At 73.1% G+C, this 16,742-nt stretch carries 15 protein-coding genes; 9 read left to right on the plus strand and 6 right to left on the minus strand.

Translation table 11 applies throughout. The features are described from left to right. Window positions 1-12 precede the first annotated feature (12 nt). Window positions 13-1,263, plus strand: coding sequence for a precorrin-6y C5,15-methyltransferase (decarboxylating) subunit CbiE (gene cbiE / locus P3T35_RS06360; RefSeq protein WP_280704608.1), 1,251 nt, complete (start codon window positions 13-15; stop codon window positions 1,261-1,263). Then, the gene (cobM, locus tag P3T35_RS06365) at window positions 1,260-2,012 is read left to right on the plus strand and encodes a precorrin-4 C(11)-methyltransferase (protein ID WP_101379586.1); all 753 of its coding nucleotides are present in this window, start codon (window positions 1,260-1,262) and stop codon (window positions 2,010-2,012) included. The genes cbiE and cobM overlap by 4 nt, the downstream gene beginning before the upstream one ends. Window positions 2,013-2,185: 173 nt before the next feature. Here cobM and P3T35_RS06370 read toward each other — a convergent pair whose 3' ends face one another. Continuing rightward, entirely contained in the window at window positions 2,186-3,322 is a 1,137-nt protein-coding gene (locus P3T35_RS06370) for a cobalt-precorrin-5B (C(1))-methyltransferase (protein WP_101379587.1), read from the minus strand. 65 nt (window positions 3,323-3,387) lie between these two features. Here P3T35_RS06370 and P3T35_RS06375 point away from each other — a divergent pair, with 65 nt between their 5' ends. Both P3T35_RS06375 and P3T35_RS06380 read left to right on the plus strand, forming a co-directional pair. After that, on the plus strand, window positions 3,388-4,125 hold the full coding sequence (locus tag P3T35_RS06375) for a cobalt-precorrin-6A reductase (RefSeq protein WP_101379588.1): 738 nt from the start codon (window positions 3,388-3,390) through the stop codon (window positions 4,123-4,125). 47 nt (window positions 4,126-4,172) lie between these two features. Continuing rightward, entirely contained in the window at window positions 4,173-5,192 is a 1,020-nt protein-coding gene (locus P3T35_RS06380) for an SDR family oxidoreductase (RefSeq protein ID WP_101379589.1), read from the plus strand. Window positions 5,193-5,241: 49 nt separating this feature from the next. Here the strand turns inward: P3T35_RS06380 and P3T35_RS06385 are convergent, their stop codons facing one another. The 4 genes from P3T35_RS06385 to cobG all read right to left on the minus strand — a co-directional run bounded on the left by P3T35_RS06385 (window position 5,242) and on the right by cobG (window position 10,660). Beyond that, window positions 5,242-6,906 carry a helix-turn-helix domain-containing protein gene (locus P3T35_RS06385; RefSeq protein ID WP_101379590.1) on the minus strand — a complete coding sequence of 555 codons (1,665 nt, stop codon included), beginning with the start codon at window positions 6,904-6,906 and terminating at the stop codon, window positions 5,242-5,244. Between the two features lie 387 nt (window positions 6,907-7,293). After that, window positions 7,294-8,823 (minus strand): precorrin-2 C(20)-methyltransferase, encoded by a 1,530-nt coding sequence (locus P3T35_RS06390; RefSeq protein WP_101379591.1) that lies wholly within the window; start codon window positions 8,821-8,823, stop codon window positions 7,294-7,296. After that, window positions 8,820-9,446 (minus strand): precorrin-8X methylmutase, encoded by a 627-nt coding sequence (locus P3T35_RS06395; protein WP_101379592.1) that lies wholly within the window; start codon window positions 9,444-9,446, stop codon window positions 8,820-8,822. Before P3T35_RS06395 ends, P3T35_RS06390 begins: the two co-directional genes overlap by 4 nt. Further along, window positions 9,443-10,660 (minus strand): precorrin-3B synthase, encoded by a 1,218-nt coding sequence (cobG, locus tag P3T35_RS06400; RefSeq protein WP_280704611.1) that lies wholly within the window; start codon window positions 10,658-10,660, stop codon window positions 9,443-9,445. The genes P3T35_RS06395 and cobG overlap by 4 nt, the downstream gene beginning before the upstream one ends. Before the next feature lie 303 nt (window positions 10,661-10,963). Here cobG and P3T35_RS06405 point away from each other — a divergent pair, with 303 nt between their 5' ends. Together P3T35_RS06405 and P3T35_RS06410 are read left to right on the plus strand one after the other, a co-directional pair. Next, on the plus strand, window positions 10,964-12,670 hold the full coding sequence (locus P3T35_RS06405; RefSeq protein ID WP_180356371.1) for a CHAP domain-containing protein: 1,707 nt from the start codon (window positions 10,964-10,966) through the stop codon (window positions 12,668-12,670). Between the two features lie 317 nt (window positions 12,671-12,987). Then, window positions 12,988-13,236, plus strand: coding sequence for a hypothetical protein (locus tag P3T35_RS06410; RefSeq protein ID WP_101379594.1), 249 nt, complete (start codon window positions 12,988-12,990; stop codon window positions 13,234-13,236). Here the strand turns inward: P3T35_RS06410 and P3T35_RS06415 are convergent. Then, window positions 13,223-13,768: a GNAT family N-acetyltransferase gene (locus tag P3T35_RS06415; protein ID WP_101379595.1), complete on the minus strand. Its 546-nt coding sequence runs from the start codon at window positions 13,766-13,768 to the stop codon at window positions 13,223-13,225. The two genes, P3T35_RS06410 and P3T35_RS06415, sit on opposite strands and share 14 nt — an antisense overlap. A gap of 226 nt (window positions 13,769-13,994) precedes the next feature. Here P3T35_RS06415 and P3T35_RS06420 point away from each other — a divergent pair, with 226 nt between their 5' ends. The 3 genes from P3T35_RS06420 (at window position 13,995) to P3T35_RS06430 (ending at window position 16,578) form a co-directional block, all read left to right on the plus strand. Continuing rightward, window positions 13,995-14,429 carry a hypothetical protein gene (locus tag P3T35_RS06420; RefSeq protein ID WP_101379596.1) on the plus strand — a complete coding sequence of 145 codons (435 nt, stop codon included), beginning with the start codon at window positions 13,995-13,997 and terminating at the stop codon, window positions 14,427-14,429. 170 nt (window positions 14,430-14,599) lie between these two features. Further along, the gene (locus P3T35_RS06425; protein ID WP_280704615.1) at window positions 14,600-14,839 is read left to right on the plus strand and encodes a serine hydrolase; all 240 of its coding nucleotides are present in this window, start codon (window positions 14,600-14,602) and stop codon (window positions 14,837-14,839) included. A 263-nt stretch (window positions 14,840-15,102) separates the two neighbouring features. After that, window positions 15,103-16,578: a cytosine permease gene (locus P3T35_RS06430; protein ID WP_101379597.1), complete on the plus strand. Its 1,476-nt coding sequence runs from the start codon at window positions 15,103-15,105 to the stop codon at window positions 16,576-16,578. The last annotated feature ends 164 nt before the right edge of the window (window positions 16,579-16,742 follow it).

Raw genomic sequence — 16,742 nt, forward strand, 5'->3', positions numbered from 1 at the left:
CGAGGAGTCCCGTTGAGCAGCACCACCGCGCCCACGCCGATCACCGTGGTCGGGATCGGCGCGGACGGCTGGCCGGGGCTGAGCGGCACGGCGCGGGAGGCGCTGCGCGCGGCCGAGGCGATCGTCGGCGGGGGCCGCCAGCTGGCCCTGCTGCCCGCCGACGTGACGGCCGAACGGGTCGCCTGGCCGTCCCCGCTGCGACCGGCCGTGGCGGGCCTGTTCGCCGGGCTGGCCGGGCGCCGGGTGGCGGTGCTGGCCAGCGGGGACCCGATGTTCTACGGGATCGGGCGGACCCTCACCGAGGAGCTGGGCGCCGAGCGGCTGCGGGTGCTGCCGCATCCCTCGTCGGTGTCGCTGGCCTGCGCCCGGCTCGGCTGGCCGGTGGAGGAGACCGCTGTGGTGAGCCTGGTGGGCCGCGACCCGGCGGGCCTGCTCGGCGCGCTGCACGACGGGCGGCGGCTGCTGGTGCTGAGCGCGGACGCGGGCACCCCGGCGCTGGTGGCGGCGCTGCTGACCGAGCACGGCTACGGGCCCAGCCGGCTGCGGGTACTGGAGCAGCTCGGCGCGGAGCGGGAACGCCACCTGGACGGCACGGCCGCCGACTGGCCGCACCCGAGCGGCGAGAACCTCAACCTGGTGGCCGTGGACTGCCGGGCTGCCGACGCCACCCCGCGTCGCGGCCTGACCCCGGGGCTACCCGATGAACTGTTCGAGCACGATGGGCAGTTGACGAAGCGTCACATTCGGGCCGTCACCCTGGCCGCGCTGGCGCCGGCCCCTGGCGAGCTGCTCTGGGACATCGGCGGCGGCTCCGGCAGCATCGGCATCGAATGGCTGCGGGCGCACCCGAGTTGCCAGGCGGTCAGCGTGGAGAAGAACGAGACCCGGGCCGCCAGGATCGAGCGCAACGCCCGTGCCCTCGGCGTGCCGCGGCTGCGGGTGGTGACCGGCCCGGCGCCCGCCGCGCTGGCCGAACTGCCGGTGCCGGAGGCGGTGTTCATCGGCGGCGGGCTGACCGCGCCGGGGCTGCTCGAGGCCTGCTGGGCGGCGCTGCCGGTGGGCGGGCGGCTCGTGGCCAACACCGTGACGCTGGAGTCGGAGGCCCTGCTGGCCGAGTGGTACCGGCGCCGCGGTGGGGAGTTGGTGAAGCTGGCGGTCGCACATGCGGTGCCGGTGGGCGGGTTCACCGGGTGGCGGCAGGCGATGCCGGTCACCCAGTGGTCCGTCGTCAAGCGAGGGTCGGAGCGAGGAGAAACCCTGTGACCGTCTACTTCATCGGTGCCGGCCCCGGGGCCGCCGATCTGATCACCGTGCGCGGGGCCCGGACCCTGGCCCGCTGCCAGGTGTGCCTGTACGCGGGCAGCCTGGTCCCCGCCGAGCTGCTGGCCGAATGCCCGCCCGGCGCCCGCCTGGTGGACACCGCGAAGCTCAACCTGGACCAGATCACCGAGGAGTTGGTCGCCGCCCACCGGGCCGGCCAGGACGTGGCCCGGCTGCACTCGGGTGACCCTTCGGTGTTCAGCGCGGTCGCCGAGCAGATGCGCCGACTGGACGCGGCGGGCGTGCCCTACGAGGTGGTGCCCGGCGTACCGGCCTTCGCGGCGGCCGCGGCAGCGCTGAAGCGGGAGTTGACCGTGCCGACGGTCGGCCAGACGGTGATCCTGACCCGGATCGCCCAGCAGGCCACCCCGATGCCGCCCGGCGAGGACCTGGCCACCCTGGGGCGCAGCGGCGCGCTGCTGGTGCTGCACCTGGCGGCCCGCTATGTGGACCGGGTGGTGGCCGAGCTGCTGCCGCACTACGGCGCCGACTGCCCGGCCGCGGTGGTGGCGATGGCCAGCCGCCCGGACGAGCTGGTGCTGCGCGGCAGCCTGGCGGACATCGCGGACCAGGTGAAGGCGGCGGGGGTGCTGCGCACCGCCGTCATCATGGTGGGCCGCACGCTGGCCGCGGAGCAGTTCCAGGACAGCCACCTGTACTCCTGCGACCGCGACCGGTCCCTCCAGCCCTAGTGCGTGGCCCGGTTGGCGGCCGGCGCGCAGTAGCGGACGCGGTGTGGTCAGCGGTCAGCGGTCGGCGCGCAGTAGCGGACGCGGTGCGGTCAGCGATTGGCGGCCGGCGCGCAGTAGCGGACGCGGTGCGGTCAGCGATTGGCGGCCGGCGCGCAGTAGCCGACGCGGTGCGGTCAGCGATTGGCGGCCGGCGCGCAGCGGCCCACGATGGTGCCGGCGCGGTCGATGCAGATGACGTCGACCGCGACCGGCGCCTCGCGCAGCACGTCGAGGGCGGTGGCGCGGGCCGCCTCGGCGACCAGGTCGCCGAGCGGCACCCCGGCCGCCCGGCACAACTGCACCGCCTGCAGCCCGGTGTTGGCACCGGCCACGGCGGACACCAGCTCGGCGTCGGCGCCGCCGATCCGGGCCAGCCCCGCGAGGTAGCCCTTGTCCACCTGGGAGCGGGCGGAGTGCAGGTCGAGGTGGCCGGCGGCGAGCTTGGAGAGCTTGGCGAAGCCGCCGGCGATGGTCAGCCGCGGCACCGGATGGCGGCGCAGGTACTTGAGCACGGCGCCGGCGAAGTCGCCCATGTCGAGCAGTGCGTCCTCGGGCAGCCCGTACTCGGCGATCGCGACCTTCTCCGAGGTGGAGCCGGTGCAGCCGGCCACATGGGTGCGTCCGGCGGCCCGGGCCACGTCCACGCCGCGCCGGATCGACTCGATCCACGCCGAGCAGGAGTACGGCACCACCACGCCGGTGGTGCCCAGCACCGAGAGCCCACCGAGGATGCCCAGGCGCGGGTTCCAGGTGGAGCGGGCGAGTTCGGCGCCGTTGTCGATGGCGATCTCGATCTCCACATCGCCGCTGCCGCCGTGCGCGGCCGCCACCGTGGCGATCGCGGTGCGCATCATCTCGCGCGGCACCGGGTTGATCGCCGGCTCGCCGACGGCCAGCGGCAGGCCGGGCTTGGTGACGGTGCCGACGCCGTCGCCGCCCCGGAACACCACGCCGCTGCCGGGCGCGCCGTGCCGCACGGTGGACCGCACCACGGCGCCGTGGGTGACGTCCGGGTCGTCCCCGGCGTCCTTGACCACGGCGGCCATCGCGCTGCCGTCCGCCAACCGCTCGCCGGCCAGGGCGAAGGCGGGCTGCTGGCCCTTGGGCAGGGTGATCCCGACCGGGTCCGGGAAGGCCCCGGTGAGCAGGGCGGTGTAGGCGGCGGTGGTGGCAGCGGTGGCGCAGGCCCCGGTGGTCCACCCGGGGCGCAGTCCGCTGCTGCGCAGCTGCCCGCTGCGTCCGCCCACGCCCGTACCCGTACTCTCAGCCACGCCAACCCCTTCGTCCGTCCGGGCCCGCCGCGAAGAGCCCGTCAGCAAGCCCCGAGGAGACACCCGTGAAGCACATCCTGATCCTCGGAGGCACCACCGAGGGGCGGCAGCTGGCCGCGGCACTGGCGGCCGAGCCGTCGGTGCGGGTGACCAGTTCGCTGGCGGGCCGGGTGGCCGAGCCGCGGCTGCCGGCCGGCGAGGTGCGGGTGGGCGGCTTCGGCGGGGCCGCCGGCCTCGCCGCCTGGCTGCGCGAGCAGCAGGTGCACACCCTCATCGACGCCACGCATCCCTTCGCCCAGGTGATCAGCCGGAACGCGGCCGAGGCGGCCGCCGCGACCCATACTCCCCTGCTGGCGCTGCGCCGGCCCAGCTGGGTCCCGGTCCCGGGTGATCGGTGGCACTCGGTGGATTCGCTGGCCGCCGCCGCGGCCCTGCTGCCGAGCCTGGGACGGCGGGCGCTGCTGACCACTGGGCGGCTCGGGCTGTCGGAGTTCACTCAGGTCACCGGCGTGCACCTGGTGGCCCGCTCGGTGGAGCCGCCCGAGCCACCGCTCCCGGCCGACCTGACCGTGCTGCTGGAACGCGGTCCGTTCACGCTGGACGGCGAGCGGGCGGTGTTCCGCGAGCACCGGATCGACCTGCTGGTGACCAAGGACAGCGGCGGCGCGGCGACCGCCCCGAAGCTGGCGGTGGCGCGCGAACTGGGTCTGCCGGTGGTACTCGTACGGCGGCCCGAAGCGCCCGCCGGTGTCCAAGTGGTGACTGATGTGGCGGAAGCTCTAGGCGAGTTGGGGCTTTGGTGAGGTACCGTCCTGCTCGAACCACCAATCGGCCCTGAAGGGAGCCTGCGATGGCCCGTCGGACCACGCCCCAGCAAAGCGCCGGACCACGGGGGCGGAACATCGCGATCCCCGACCAGAGCGGCCGGCTGGCCGTCGTCACGGGAGCGAACAGCGGAATCGGCTACCACACCGCGCGGCTGCTGGCGCTGGCCGGCGCCGAAGTGGTGCTGGCGGTCCGCAACGGCGCCCAGGGCGAGGCGGCGGCGGACCGGATCCGCGCCAATGCCCCGACCACCGGGCCGGTCTCGGTGGCCACGGTCGACCTGGCCAACCTGGAGTCGGTCGCCTCGTTCGCCGACGTCCTGCTGGAGCGCGGCCGGCCGGTCGACCTGCTGGTCAACAACGCCGGGGTGATGGCGGTACCGACCAGGCACACCACCAAGGACGGTTTCGAGCTCCAGTTCGGCACCAATCACCTGGGCCACTTCGCGCTCACCGGCCGACTGCTGCCGCTGCTGCGGGCCGCCACCGCGCCCCGGGTGGTCACGGTGAGCAGCCTGGCCGCCCGGCTGGGCCGGATCGACCTGGGCAATCTGAACGCCGAGCACTCCTACCGCCCTTGGCCCGCCTACAACGCCTCCAAGCTGGCCAACCTGCTGTTCGCCCAGGAACTGCAGCGGCTGAGCGACCGCCAGCGCTGGGGCATCCTCAGCGCCGCCGCGCACCCGGGCCTCTCCCGGACCAATCTGGTCAACTCGGGCCCTCGGCTCGGTCGGCAGGCGAGCCCTGGTCGGCAGGCAAGCCCTGGTCGCCCATGGAGCCTCGGTCGTCAGTCGAACAGAGTCGCGGGTTTGGTCATGCGGTTCCCCATGGGTTCGCAGAGCGCGGAACAGGGCGCGCTGCCCAGCCTGCTGGCGGCGACCGGTGCGCGGGTGGTCGGCGGCGGGTACTACGGGCCCGGCGGGCCGTTCGAGATCGTCGGTGCGCCGAGCACGGCGCGGCTGCCGCGACAGGCCACCGACCTGGCGATGGCGGCCCGGCTCTGGACGGCGTCCGAGCAGCTGACCGGGGTGGGGTTCCCCGCCTGAGCCCGCCCGGAGCTGTTACTTGAGCGGAGCCGTTACCTGAGCGGAGCCGTTACCTGAGCGGCTGCCTCGGCAGCGCGGCCGCTCCGCTGATCCACAGCGCCCAGGCCAGTTCGTACGCGCCGCTCCGGCCCGCCGTCAACTCCCGCTGCAGCAACCGCTCGGCGGTGCGCAGGTGGTCCAGCACGGTCTGCTGGTGCAGCCCCAGCGCGGTCTGGGTGTCGCGGGCGTTGGCCCCCGCCGCCACCCAGCCGGCCAGGGTGCGCAGCAGCGGGCGCCGGTCCTCGGCCAGCGGGGCCAGGAACGCCTGCGCCCAGGCCCGGGCCGCCTCGCTGGACAGGATCGCGGGCAGCCCGACCCGCCGGCCGGCGCTCCGCTGGTCCGTTGCCCCGCTTGCCCCGGTTGCCCCGGTTGCCTCGGCTACCTCGGTTGCCTCGGTTGCCTCGGTTGCCTCGGTGAGCAGTTGCAGTGCCAGGTCCAGCAGTGCCCGGTCCTGGAACGAGCCCCAGTCCAGGCCGAGCAGGCCGACGCCGCGTTCGATCCGACGGGCCACCGTGTTGCGGTGCACGTCCAGTATCTTGCCGGTCTGCGCGTGGCTGAAGGCGAGCGCCAGGCGGGTGGTCTCGATCACCTCGTCGCGCTGGTTCCGGGGCAGCTCCAGCACCGGGCCGAGCAGCCGCTCCGCCCAGCCCGTGGCCGGTTGGCCGACCAGCTGGGCGAGTTGGGTCTGCGCTTGGTAAAGGGCGTGCCGGTGCGGCAGGTTGCGGGCCACGGTGAGCGCGTGGAACGCCTCGCGGTAGGCGTCGGCGGTGTGGGCGATGTCCACCGTGGTGCTGCCGCCCAGGTGGTGGTCGGGGCGCGGCTCGACCACGCCGCGCAGGGTCAGCCCGGTGGGGCACCAGCCGTGCTCGTCCAGCGACGCGTCCAGTGCGAGCGGGGCGAGCACGATCAGGTGGGTGTCGTTGGCCGGGCAGCGGACCAGGAGCGCCTGGCCGGCGAGGCTGCCGCCGAGCACCCGGGCGGTGACGTCGCGGTCGGTGGTGGTGCAGTCGACCAGGTAGACCCGGGCGCGCTCGTGCACCAGGACGCCCGGGAGCAGCGGCGCCGCGGCGCGCCGGGCCAGGGTGATCTGGCCGCCCATCAGCAGTTGGAAGGCGGCGACCCGCAGGGAGGCGGACACCTGGTGCAGGACGGCGCGCTCGGCGGCCGACTCGCGGGCGGCGAGCAGGCGGGCCAGCACCGTCTCGGTGTGGGTGATCAGCCGGACGTCGAGGGCGGTGAGCGGTTCCTTCCGGCGCAGCGCCAGCACCGCGTCGGGGTGCCGGCCACCGATCGGGAAGAGCCGCACGGTGGGGTCGGGGGTGGCGGGTGTTGCGGGGGTGGGAGGCAGCGGGGCGCCGTTCAGCAGGCGGCCCACCGCTGCGGCGGCCGGTGCGAGCCGCTCGGCGGCGCCGGCGGGTGCTGAGGCCTCGGGGGCGGGGGGTGCGGTGCCGGGGGCGGGGCGGGTGGGGACGACAGGAGTGCCGGGGGCGCGCACGGTGAGGGTGACGTCGGCGGTCAACTGCCGGGCCAGCCAACCGACCAGCCGGGCCGGACCGTCGGGACGGTCGGCCTGCAACCGCAGTTGGTCGCACAGGGCGTCCAGCCGGTCGCCGTGGCGGGCGGCCTCCGTCCGATCGCCGGGCCGGCCACTCCCCGGCCGCGGTTCGTCGGCCATGGACCTCGAGCCCACGGACATCTGCGGTCCTCCTGATCCGGTCTCGGCTGCCGCCCCCTCAGGGCCCCTGGGTCCGGCGTCGTGTCGGTGGTGGTGCGGTGGTGCGGTGGGCTGTGCAGTGGTGAGGGTCCGGCCGTGGCGAGAGTGCACGGATGAGGTATCCGCAGGTGGTCACCCATCCGTACCCTCAGGGGCAGGGGGCAGATCCGGCTGCCATACAGGGGAGGGCAGCCGGGCGTCCTGGGCATGGGTTTCTACCACGCTTGGGATGCTTCTCGGGCCGAGCCCGGCCGGCCCCCACCCGGCCGGGCTCGCGCCGAACGTCCGCTCAGCGCTGCGGCGATGACCAAGCGCTCAGCCACCGCCGCACCTTGACCAAGCGCTTGCTCAGCCCTCCCGCTCCGGCTCCGGGTAGCGGCGCGGGGTCCACACCACCTCGGTGCCGTTGCCGCGCCGCACCGCCTGGGTCTGGGAGGACCCGATCAGCAGGATGGTCCGCATGTCCACCTCGGCCGGGTCGAGCTCGCCCAGCTTCACCGTCCGCACCCGCTCGGTCGGCCCGCCGACGTCCCGGGCCATCACCACGGGGGTGTCCGGGGCGCGGTGCTCCAGCAGCACGTCGCGGGCCAGGCCGACCTGCGTGGTGCGGCTCTTGGAGCCCGGGTTGTACAGCGCCAGCACCAGGTCGGCGGCCGCCGCGGCCCGCAGGCGCTCGGCGACCACGGACCACGGCTTGAGCCGGTCGGAGAGCGAGACCACGGCGTAGTCGTGCCCCAGCGGCGCACCGGCCCGGGAGGCGGCGGCGTGCGCGGCGGTCATGCCCGGCACGATCCGCACCGGGACCTCGCGGTACGGCTCCTGGCAGGCGACCTCCAGCACGGCCGTGGCCATCGCGAAGACGCCCGGGTCGCCGGAGGAGACCACCGCGACCCGGCGGCCGCGGCGGGCCAGGTCGAGGGCGAACTCGGCGCGCTCGGACTCCACCTTGTTGTCCGAGCCGTGCCGCACCTGTCCGGGGCGGACCGGCACCCGGTCCAGGTAGGTGGTGTAGCCGACCAGGTCGGTGGCGGCGGCCAGCACCCCGCGCGCCTCGGCGGTGAGCCAGAGCGGCCCGGCCGGACCGGTGCCGACCACCACCACCTCGCCCTGCTCGGGCTCCGGCTTGGGGTGGTTGATGCGGCTGGGCAGCACGGCGACCGAGAAGTACGGCACGCCGTCCGGGTCGATCTCGGCCAGCTTGCCGGTGCGCTCGCCAGGCATGGTGGCCCGCTCGACGTACCGGGCCTCGTCCAGCCGGCCCGCCCGCTCCAGCGCCCGCCGCACGGTCGGGAAGGTGCGGCCGAGCTTCATCACCACGGCGGAGTCGGTGGCGGCCAGGCGGGCCGTCAGCTCCTCCTCGGGCAGCGTGCCCGGTATCACCGTCAGCACCTCCTCCGCCTCCACCAGCGGCTCGCCCAGTCGGGCGGCGGCCGCGTTGATCGAGGTCACCCCGGGGATCACCTCGGTCGGGTAGCGGTGCGCCAGGCGCTTGTGCATGTGCTGGTAGGAGCCGTAGAAGAGCGGGTCGCCCTCCGCCAGCACGGCGACGGTCCGGCCGGCGTCCAGGTGGGCGGCCAGCCGGGCGGCGGCCTCCTCGTAGAACTCCTCCAACGCACCCCGGTAGCCGCCCGGGTGGTCGGTGGTCTCCACGGTGATCGGGTAGACCAGCTTCTCCTCGATCTGGTCGCCGGTCAGGTGCGGAGCCGCGATCGAGCGGGCTATCGAACGGCCGTGCCGGGCGCTGTGGTAGGCGATGACGTCGGCCTTGGCGATCACCTGGGCGGCCCGCAGGGTCAGCAGGTCGGGGTCGCCGGGGCCGAGCCCGACCCCGTACAGCTTCGCCTCCTGGCGGTCCTGCGATTCCTGACGATCCGTCACTCGACCTCACTCGCAATCGCGTTGAGGGCGGCTGCAGCGATCGCGCTGCCGCCGCGCCGACCGGTCACCACGATGTGCTCCAGGCCGGACGGGTGCTCGGCGAGCGCCTGCTTGGACTCGGCCGCGCCGACGAAGCCGACCGGCACACCGATCACCGCGGCCGGGCGGGGGGCGCCGTCCTCGATCATCTCCAGCAGGCGGAACAGCGAGGTCGGCGCATTGCCGACGGCCACCACCGAGCCCGCCAGCCTGTCCCGCCACAGCTCCATGGCGGCCGCGCTGCGGGTCGTGCCCAGCTCGGCAGCGAGCGCCGGCACGGACGGGTCGGACAGCGTGCAGATCACCTCGTTGTCGGCGGGCAGCCGCTTGCGGGTCACCCCGCTGGCCACCATCGAGACGTCGCACAGGATCGGCGCACCGGCGCGCAGCGCGGCACGCGCGTCGGCCACCACATTGGGGGTCCAGAGCAGGTCCTTGACCAGGTCGGTCATGCCGCAGGCGTGGATCATGCGCACCGCGACCTGTGCCACGTCGGCCGGGAGGGCGGCGAGGTCGGCCTCGGCGCGGATGGTGGCAAAGGACTCGCGGTAGATCGCCGCACCGTCCTTCTCGTACTCGATCACGGGGTCCTCCGGGCCGCGGCGACCGCCGCTGCCATCTGTTGATTCGTCACTTCGGTTGTGCTGCCGGTCGGTTGGGAGATCAGGTAGCCGCTCGGTCCGGCGGCGAGCACGTCCACCCAGGCGCCGGCGGGGTGGCCGCAGCGGCGCGCGCAGCCGGACCAGTGGACGGGCAGGGCACCGGGTTCGTGGGTGGCCTCCAGCGCCGCGGCCGCGTCGGCGCGCACATCGGCGAGCGACTTGGCGCAGCCGGGGGCGCCCGTGCAGGCGGTGGCGCCCTCCCAGGGCGAGCGGGGGTCGGTGCGCAGGCCGAGCGCGGCGAGGCGGGGCAGCACGGCCAGGTCGGCACCGGGCAGGATGACGGTGCGCCAGGGGGTGACCCGCAGCTCGTTCGCGGCCGCCGAAGCCGCGCCGGCCAGGGCTCGCCACTGGTCGGCGGTGGCCCGGCCGAACCGCAGGCCCGCGCCGAGCGCGCCGGCCTGGACGCCGACGACGGGCCGACGGCCGATCAGCTCGGGCAGCGGGCGGGGCGTCAGGCCCAGCCGGGCCGCCAGCCGGGCGCCGTCCGGGTCGGCCTCGCGCACCCGCCAGGCGCCGTCGGCCAGGGCGACGAACGCCTCGGCGGCCCGCAGGGCGGCCCGTGGGCCGTCCACCGCCTCCGCGCACCAGTCGGCGCGGCCGAGCCGCACCAGGGCGCTGCCGTCGGGGCGGGCGATCAGCGTCACGTCGGCGTCCAGCGCGGCGACGTCACCGCGCCCGTCGTCCAGGGCGAACAGGAACCGTCCGGAGAGCGCACGGGCGGTGTCGCTGGCGCAGAGCAGCGCGTCCAGTTCGCGGAGCCACGGCCGCAGGTCGGTGCCGCCGTCGAGGCCGGCCAGCGGGGTGGCGACGATGTTGCGCACCCGGTCGTGGCTCAGCGACGGCAGGAGTGCGGCCTCGGTCAGCCGCGCCGCCAGCTCCGCACCGGCATCCGCCGCCAGGCCGCGCAGTTGGACGTTGCCGCGTGAGGTGGTCTCCAGTGCCCCGTCGCCCAGTTCCTCGGCAGCCGTCGCCAGAGCAAGCGCTTGTTCGGCCGTCAGCAGCCCACCCGGCACCCGGATCCGCGCCAACGCCCCGTCATCCGCCGCGTGCAGTCGCAGCGCCCCGGGGCAGGCGTCGTCACGGCCCCGACCTGCGCGTTCGCGGGCAGGCTCCGGGGCGGCGAGTGAGGGTGACATGGCCGCGAGCATACCGATCATCCGACCAGACGTATGCCCTCCACCCGGCGTGATCCATATCTCCACATGCCGCCCTATCGATTTCTCATATTCCCTGCGCTGATAATCCCACCGGCGCGCGCTCCAATCGCACCCCGAGCGCCCCCAGTTCCACATGCTGCCTCAGCTCCGCGCTCTGCCCACGGCTCCACTTCGCACAGCTCCTTCCCGCAGCTCCTTCGCACCACTGCGCGCCCGATCGACGCAGACGCCGAGCCCACACCTCGACGCGGCTCCAGCCGAGGACCACAAGGAGAACGAACAGTGAAGCTCAAGCAATTCGCCCGCCGCTTAGCCGCCCTGGCCGCCGCCATCCTGGTGGCCGGCCTGCTCGCCTTCTTCGACTCCCCGGCCGCCACCGCGGCGGCCGGCGGCAACGCGGCCTCGCTCGCCGCCGCCAACATCGGCAAGAGCGCCGGTACGTGTGCCGACAACCCGACCTACAACAGCCTCGGCGGCTCCCAGTACGAGCACAGCTGCTCCGGCGGCTACTCGGGCGGCCCCGAGTACTGGTGCGCCGACTTCGCCATGTGGGTCTGGGAGAACTCCGGCTTCTACACGGGCGGCCTGGACGCCGCCGCCGCGAGCTTCCAGACCTACGGGTTCAACAACGGCACCCAGCACACCTCGACCACCTACAACCCGCAGCCGGGTGACGCCGTCGAGTACGGCAGCATCTACGACTCCTCGATCCACCACGTCGGCATCGTGACCGCAGCGAACTCCGACGGATCGATCACCACCGCCAACGGCGACTGGGACGGCACCACCGGCACCGGCTCGATGGCCGGCTTCGCGGTGAGCTCCCACGTGGCGTCCATCACCATATCCGCGGGCCAGAAGGCGGTCGGCGACGAGCCGAGCAGCGTGGACCCCGGCGACGGCTACTACATCGTCGGCTACACCACCCCCGTCGCCAGCGGCACCGGCAACAACCCGCCGCCGGTCCCGGGCGGCAACCCGTACAGCCCGAGCACGATCTGCGGCAGCGGCTACGGCGTGATCGACTCCCACAGCCTCGGCAACGCGGTCGTCTTCCTGCTCTACAACTCCTCCACCGGTCGCAACTGCGTGACCACCCTGGCCGGCAACCCGACCGGCGCGGCCGCAACGAGCTCCACCCTCGCCGTCCAGGGCGGCCCCTCGACCAGTGACTCCGGCAACTACACCTACTACGCCGGCCCGGTGACCGAGCCCGCCCCCAACTCCTGCGTCCAGTGGGGCGGTTCCTACGCCGGCAGCTCCTGGACCAGCGGCTGGTCGCACTGCGGCGGCGGCTCCGGCGCCCCCGGCCCGGTGGGCAGCAACATCTACACCCCGGTCCAGGTCTGCGGCAGCGGCTACGGCGTGATCGACTCGCACGACCTCGGCAGCGCCACCACCTACCTGCTGTACAACGGCGCCACCGGCCGCAACTGCGTCACCACCCTTGCTCACAGCCCAAGCGGCACCGCGGCGATGAGCGCCAACCTGACCGTGCAGGGCGGCAGTCCGGCCGGTGACTCCGGCAACTACACCTACTACGCCGGTCCGGTGACCGCCTACGCCCCCAACTCCTGCGTCCAGTGGGGCGGTTCCTACGCCGGCAGCTCCTGGACCAGCAGTTGGAGCCACTGCGGCACCGGCTCGCCCACCCCCTCCCCCGCCACCGGCAACCCGTACACGGCGGGCCAGGTCTGCGGCAGCGGCTACTCGGTGATCGACACCCACAGCCTGGGCGACGCCACCGTCTACCTCCTCTACAACACCTCGACCGGCACCAACTGCACCACCACCCTCGCCGCCAACCCCAGCGGCGCCGTCGCCATGAACGCCACCCTCGCCGTCCAGGGCGGGCCCTCCGCCGGCAACCCGGGCAACTTCACCTACTACGCCGGCCCGGTACGCGAGTACGCCCCGAGCACATGCGTGGAGTGGGGCGGCTCCTACGGCAGCACCTCCTGGACCAGCGGCTGGTCCCACTGCGGCTGACACCCCACCCCCGGGTCCCTCGGAGCCTCCCCCTCCGGGGGCCCGGCACGCTCACCGCTCCGCCCACACACACAAGGTCAGACGGGCGGCATCAGATCACTCTCGCTGATGGTGTACGTCAGCAGGGGGTAGCTGAAGTCCGTTTCATGGTTCTCACGGCGCCGCAGTTGGTAGAACTCGCGCCTCTGCCGACACCCTGCCGGCCCGGCGCACGCTGACCATTCATGACGCTCAGTCAGCCGCATTGCCGGCCACCCGAGATGGGCAGCGCACACCGGCCTTCCTTTGCCAACCGATGACCCCTACCATGCAATCCCATGGGACCTTTGCAGCCTCATCTCGCCGACGTCGTCGTCGGCCTCGTCTGCTTCTTCGTGATCTTCGCCGTGCTCGGCGGGATCCTCTTGCCCCGGATCGAAAAGACCCTCGCCGCCCGTGAGGACGCCATCGGTGGCGGCACCGAACGCGCGGACGCCGCTCGCGCCGAGGCGCACGCCACCTACGAGCAGACCGGGTTGGCCAACGTGGTGCTCCCCCAGGCCCCCTACAGCGTCAGGACGGCGTGACCGGGGACCACATGCCGAACCACTGCTCGGCGCCCCACTCCTCGAACCGCTCCACCTCGGTGAACCCCAGCTTCGCCGCGATGCGCATCGAGGCGTCGTTGGCGGTCTGGGTGGAGAGCACCACTGACTCGCCGGGATGCGCGTCGGCGAACCAGTCGAGCGCCGCTGCGCCCGCCTCGGTGGCGTACCCGCGTCCCCATGCCTGCGGCAGGAACATGTAGCCGAGCTCGGGCTCGCCGCCTTCCGGACGGATGTGGCCCTTACGCTCCGGGTCGCGCCGATCGAGCGTGATCATGCCGATCGTTGTTCCGTCGAGCTCGACCACGAAGAAGCCGAAGCGCCGCCCGGGCACCTCGGGCATCGCGCGCTCGAGCTCGTCACGCGGTCGGGAGCCACCGACGTAGGTGCCCACCTCCGGTGAAGCGAACAGCTCGATGAACGCCGCACGGTCCCGGGCCTCGGACTCACGGAGCACGAGCCGCTCGGTCCGTATCGGGGCAGGCGGCCAGGGGACGGATCCGGTTTCAGTCATGTCGGGCAACCTATCGCAAGCCCACCGAGTACGAACCTCAAAGGGCCTCCAGCGAAAGCGGCTTCTGGCTCGTCGGGCCGATGGGGGTTGCCGATTTCCCTGGCCGGACACGGAGGCCGACAACGCCGTCCACGGCGCACGCTCGGCCTCGCCCGGCCCCACGATCCCGGAGCTGGCCAACTCCCCTCCGGGCCCGCCACTTCAACGGGCATGGCAGCATGCGGCCATGCCCACCACGCACCCGAACGGCGAATACGCGATCACCGTGATGTACTCCGTCCCCGATGACGCCTGGTACTTGGAGCTCGGGCTCGTCGCGGATCGGCAGGCCCTCGTCATCGCGATCGTCCCCGATGAGGACCCGGCCCGGGAGCCGACAGTCTGCTTCAACTCCCAAGGGCAGCACGTGGACATCCCGTACGACGTCATGCGGTGGTTCATGGACAAGGTCGAGGACGAGATCCGGACGTCCCGCGCCTGGATGCGCTTGCGGCCCGAACTGGTCGAGCTCATCTACCAGTTGCGGCAGGAGTATCTGGGAGTCATCGACGACCCCGACGTCCCCGCCGTCCTCGCGAAGGTACGCGCCGCCGTCTCCGAGGCCGATGTCCCCGCCGTCCTCGAGGCTGCCTTCGGGCGGAACCCCGGTGGCACCGCCTGAGCGAACACGGCGCGACATCGGCAACGGCAATGACGGCAGCCGGATCACCGTCCGGCAGCTGCTGCAGCACACCAGCGGCATCCCCGGCGTCGTGGGCGACATCCCCGCCTTGAACACGGCCGCCGGCTACCAGGCCGAGCACTCGCGCACCTACACCCCTCAGGACCACGGTGCCCGCGCCGCAACTGGGCGCGGACTACGGGCTCGGGCTGGGCGAGCTCCCGTTGTCCTGCGGCGGCAGCTACTTCGCTCACCCGGGCGGAGTGCCCGGCTACCGGACCTGGGTCGGCGTCACCCCGGATGGAACTCGCACGGCCGTGGTGTTCGCCACCGGCGACGGGGACGACCACACCCAGCGGGCGATGAGCACCCTCGTGGACCGGGAGCTGTGCCGCGACAAGGTGCGATAGCCGCCATCGCCAGTGATCCGCGATTGCCCCGAGCACGCCCACGCCCCCGAGACCCGAGTGCCGGGGCCTCGCCGGCCACCGCTCCGTCGTGCGATCGCTGACCTGACATCGCCGTCACGTGGTCGCCAACCGTGACATCACCAACACCGAATTTGCCACGAGATTGGATGAAAGTACGATGACCGCTACTGTGCAACCCGCGTAGAGTTCCTAGAACGTCCGTTTTGGCCCAATTCCCCGTTTCCCTCGCCGGAGAACCACCTATGGACAGTCTGTCCTCCGCCGACTCCAGCGGCGCCATCGAAACCCGCGGCATCGAGCCCGTGCCGGACCACGAGCGCCACGGTCGGGTCAGAGAGCTCTTCCCGACCTGGGTCGCAGCCAACATCAGCGTCCTGCTGCTCACCATGGGTGCGGCCCTGGTGGTCTTCAACTCGCTGAACTTCTGGCAGGTCCTGATCGTCGCCGCGTGCGCCGCGGTCGTGTCGTTCGGCCTGGTCGGAGTGCTCTCGGTCTCCGGCAAGTGGGGCGGCGCACCGGGTGCGACGCTCTCCCGGGCGACCTTCGGGGTGCGCGGCAACCTGTTCCCCGGCGCGATCCTCTGGATCGCCCGGTTCGGCTGGGAGACGATCAACGCGGTCACCGGCGCCTACGCCGTGCTGACCGTGCTCAAGCTGCTCTTCGGCATCAAGAGCAATGACGCACTCATCGTGATCACCCTGCTGCTCTTCGTCGCCTGCACCTTCCTGGTCAGCGGCATGGGCCGCAAGGTGCTGAACATCTGCAACAAGTGGTCGACCTACTTGTTCGGCCTGTTCAGCATGCTGGTGCTCGCCTACCTGGTGGCCACCATCCACTGGGGCGACGTCTTCGCCAAGCCCGCCGGGACGACCGCGATGATGGTCGCCGGTGTCGGCACGATCGCGGCCGGCGGCATCAGCTGGGTGCCCACCGGCCCCGACTTCGCCCGCTACCTGCCCCACCAGGCCTCCGGCAAGCGGATCGTCGGCGCGACGGTCTCCGGCGCCGGCCTGGTGATGGTTCCCATGGTGCTGATGGGCGCCGTGATGGCGGTCGCCACCCCGGGGCTGGCCAAGGCGCAGGACCCGGTCTCCTTCCTCGGCGACCTGCTGCCGACCTGGCTGGCGGTGCCGTACCTGCTCACCGCGATCGTGGGCATGCTGCTGATCAACAGCCTGTCGATGTACTCGGCCGGTTTCACCGCCCAGACCATGGGTGTGAAGCTGCCGCGCGCCATGGCCGTGAGCATCAACGCCGTGATCTCGCTGGTCGCCGGCGGGCTGCTGATGCTGGTCGCCACCAGCTTCCTCGGCTCCTTCATCACCTTCCTGATCCTGCTCGCGGTCTCCTTCTCCGCCTGGATCGGCGTCTACGCGGTCGACATGTTCCGCCGCCGCTCCCGCGCGGTGCGCTACGACGCCGAGGCCCTGATGGACACCGGCCGCACCAGCCGCTACTGGTACGTCGGCGGCTTCTGCTGGCAGGCGATGACGGCCTGGGGCGTCGCGCTGCTCGCCGGTCTCAGCTTCACCAGCTGCGACTGGTTCTCCGGCCCGCTGGCCGGTACCCCGATCGGCAAGTACGGCCTCGGCTGGATGGCCACCATCGTGGTCTCCGCCGCGATCATGGCCGTCCTCCCGACGCCGCGCGAGAACGTCCCGACCGCTGTTGCCGAGCCGGCCCAGGCCGCTGCCGAGCGCGAGAAGGTCACCGCGTAGCGCACGGGTTCCGATCCGCACGTTCCGCACCAGCACGGCGCCCCTCGGCCGATCGCGTCCCGATCGGCCGAGGGGCGCCGTGCTGCGCGACGCTGCGGGTCATCCCCCGCCGGGGTGACCCACGCCGTTCTCACGGCTCGCACCGGATCCGGGCCCGGTGTCCA

Origin of the sequence: Kitasatospora sp. GP30 (assembly GCF_029892145.1) — a bacterium.
Classification (GTDB): Bacteria; Actinomycetota; Actinomycetes; order Streptomycetales; family Streptomycetaceae; genus Kitasatospora; species Kitasatospora acidiphila.

What these genes read in the sequence shown, in the direction of transcription:
- P3T35_RS06380 (WP_101379589.1), top strand. Translation starts at nt 4,173, where the DNA reads ATGGCCCGTCGGACCACGCCCCAGCAAAGCGCCGGACCACGGGGGCGG.
- P3T35_RS06385 (WP_101379590.1), bottom strand. Translation starts at nt 6,906, where the DNA reads ATGGCCGACGAACCGCGGCCGGGGAGTGGCCGGCCCGGCGATCGGACG.
- cobG (WP_280704611.1), bottom strand. Translation starts at nt 10,660, where the DNA reads ATGTCACCCTCACTCGCCGCCCCGGAGCCTGCCCGCGAACGCGCAGGT.
- P3T35_RS06410 (WP_101379594.1), top strand. Translation starts at nt 12,988, where the DNA reads ATGGGACCTTTGCAGCCTCATCTCGCCGACGTCGTCGTCGGCCTCGTC.
- P3T35_RS06415 (WP_101379595.1), bottom strand. Translation starts at nt 13,768, where the DNA reads ATGACTGAAACCGGATCCGTCCCCTGGCCGCCTGCCCCGATACGGACC.
- P3T35_RS06420 (WP_101379596.1), top strand. Translation starts at nt 13,995, where the DNA reads ATGCCCACCACGCACCCGAACGGCGAATACGCGATCACCGTGATGTAC.
- P3T35_RS06430 (WP_101379597.1), top strand. Translation starts at nt 15,103, where the DNA reads ATGGACAGTCTGTCCTCCGCCGACTCCAGCGGCGCCATCGAAACCCGC.